1 protein-coding gene is annotated in these 3,137 nt (G+C 60.0%); it reads right to left on the reverse strand.

Annotated elements, in window-relative coordinates; all coding sequences use genetic code 11:
• The coding region (locus AC1DRJ_RS22635; RefSeq protein WP_477804106.1) for an RHS repeat-associated core domain-containing protein at window positions 1–3,137 on the reverse strand (3,137 nt) is incomplete at both ends.

The raw sequence follows: 3,137 nt of genomic DNA on the forward strand, positions 1-3,137 counted from the left end.
ATCTTACTGGCCGGATTCTCACCCCCAAACTCCGGCCTCTTACATCCATCCCCCCCAGGACACTCATTCAACCCCAGCGGATCAACCCACCCCGTCGGGTTTCGCGTGTACTGATACCCGTTTATCCCCCCCGCCAACCCACTCGGATCCGGTGTCAGATACCGCCCAAGATCCGAGTTGTAGTAACGATGCCGGTTGTAATGCAGCCCCGTTTCCGCGTCGAAGTACTGCCCTTGAAACCTCAGCGGTTGATCCAGTACCTGATGGCTATCGCGGTTCAGTCGGGTCAGGCGGCCGTAGGCGGTGTATTGCGCAGCCCAGATGATGTCGCCGCTGTAGTCGGTAAGTTCTTGCGGGGTGCCAAGGTGGTCGAGTTGGTAGTAGAACGGGCAGGCCTTGCGCGGGCCGTTGCCGTCGAGCATGGCGAGAGGGCGGAAGGTGCCGGGTTCGTAGACGTAGCTGCGATGGTGGTCCTGGCTGTGTTCGGCGATGAGGTGGTCGCCTTGCCAAAAAAACTCGGTGGTTTTGCTGTCGACGGTTTTGCTGATACGGCGGCCGAAGGCGTCGTAGCGGTAGGTCGCGCAGGTGCCGTTGGGCAGCGTGGCGCCGATAAGTCGATGCTGGCAGTCGTAGCGGTATTCGGTGACGAGTTTTTGCGCGGTACCTCGGCGTTCGCGGATCAGGTTGCCGAAGGCGTCGTAGTCGAAGTGGCGATCACCTTGGATCAACAGGCGATTGCCTTTGACGGCGGACGGGCCCGGTCGATCCTGCATCAGCAGGTTGCCGGCCGGGTCGTGGGCGAAGCTTTCGGGTTGTTGATCGCGGGAGTGTCGGACGCGGATCAGGCGATTGAGGGGATCGTATTGGTAATTTCGTTGGCCGTGGCGGGTGTCAGCGAGGGCGTCGAGATTGCCGTTGGCGCTGTAGGTAAAGTCGCGTCGGTATAGCGATTTCTGGTGTTGGCTGACCGCGTGGGCTTTCAGGCGACCTTGTTCGTCGTGCTCGTACTGGCTGTGTAACAAGCCTTGTTGGCGCTGCAACTCACGGCCGAGTTGATAGGTGTGGCTTGTAAGACGTGTGCCGTTGAGGTCGATGGCAGTCACTGCGCCACCCTTGGCGCGGTGGTAAGCGAGTTTGCTGTTGTCGGGCAGGCGCAAGTAGTTGAGTCGACCGCAAGCGTCGTAGCCGTAACGCAACGTGGCCCAACTCTGGTGTTCAGTGATCAGCCGGTTCTGGCTGTCGTACTCGAACTCCAAGGGGTGATCGTGGTTGTCATCGACGCTGACCAAGCGACCGAGGCTGTCGTAGTGGTATTCGACCTTTGTGCCGTCGGGCAGGGTTTTGATCAGCAGGCGACCGGCTGAGTCCCGTTGGTAACGCGTAACAAGCTGCGAGCCGTCATCGCCGAACTCGGTTTTTTCCAGCAGATGGCCATTGAGGTCATAGGCGTACGCGGTGCGTCGACCGTCAAACCCGCTTTCCTGTCGGATCAATCCACTGGGCGTGTAGTCCAGCTGATGGCGTTCGCCGGATTCGTTCTCGATTTCGGTCAGCAGCAGCCGTGCGTTGTCATAGCGATAACGCAGTTGCGTGCCGTCGGGGTTGATCCGGCGACTGAGCAGATGCAGGTCATCGTCGTACTCAAAGCGCGTGATCCGGCCCAGCTCATCGCGTGCGGCGGTGATCTTGCCGTAGGCGTTGTAGCTGAAGGCTCGGCTGGCGCCAGAAGGAAGAATTGTCTGAATCAGTCGGCCAACGGCGTCCCACTGGTAGTGGGTGACAGCACCGTGTTCGTCCTGACGGGTAATTTGCCGTCCCAGAACATCGTAGGAAAACCGCCGCTGACCACCGTTCGGCAGGGTTTCCTCGATCAGTTGCCCGATAGCATCCCGAATGAAAACGTGACGACCGCTGTCCGGATAACGGATCGACAGCAGTCGTCCTTGAGCGTCGTAGTGGTAGTGGGTGATCTGGCCCTCGGGATCGATGGCCTCGGTAACATCGCCCTGAGTATTTCGTTGATATTTCCATACCGCTTTGCCGCGATAGCACGCATGCAGGAAACCGTTGCGGTACTCGTAGGACGTTGGCTCACCTTCCGGTGGAATCAGCGCAATCAGCCGCCCGATGTCGTCATAGCGGTATTGAGTAATCGCCCYCAGCGGCCCCGTTTCGGCAATCAGCTGTCCCTTGTGGTCATACGTCTTGAGGTGCTCGGCACCATCCGGCTCAACCCGGCGCAGCAGCCGCGCCGTGTCGTCATGGACATACACTTCCTCGCTGCCATCAACGTTTTTAACCTGAACTGCGCCGTTGTCGTCCCAGGCATAGCGCGTATCCATTTGCGCGAACGTCGCCCAGTGCCGAATGCATCGTGCGGCTTTGCCGGACCGTTCCCACTCCCAAAAGAAACTTGCCCCACCAGCCAGTTGCCGCTGGAGGATCACGTGCTGGTCGTCGTAGTCGTACCGTTCGCTTTCCCCGGCGGCATTGGTCGCTTCGATCAGTCGCTGTCGGGCGTCGTAGCGGTAGGCAATCAGCGTTTGCTCTGTGCGCCAGGCGTCATCCGCCGTGTCGGCAGGGTGAAACGATTGATACTCGACAGCGATGATGTGCTGGCGCTCGTAGCGCAACAGCAGCGAGCGACCGGCGCCGTTGTCGAGGCGCTGGATGCGATCCTGACGATCACGGGTGATGTGCAGCCGGTTGTTGTAGGCGTCGCTGATCGTGGTCAGCCGCCCATTGCGAAAGTGATAAAAGCGCACCGTCTCGCCAGCCGGGGCGAGCACTAATTCATCAGTTTGATCCCCGAGATAAATCGCCGCCCGCGACAGACTGTTGTGAATGGCCGGACGTTCCTGGCTGGGTAGCGGAAATGTCGTGCGGCGGTTTTCATGGTCGACCCAGACGACATGTTCTGCGTCCAGTTCCAACCGGTGCGCCAGCGAATGACTCCAGCCCCAGCCCAGTCCGCAATCGACTTCCACTGCGCTGGTTCGGTACAGCCGGGTGAACGCAAAGGGCAGTAAACCGTTGAGCGAACCATCGTCCAGGGTCAGCAGTTCTTCGCCGGTGACCATCGACACCGGGCAGCCGTTGGTGCAGGTGAGGGGGGCGCAATCGGCGCTGTCACCGTT

This window comes from Pseudomonas sp. P5_B2, from assembly GCF_056400445.1.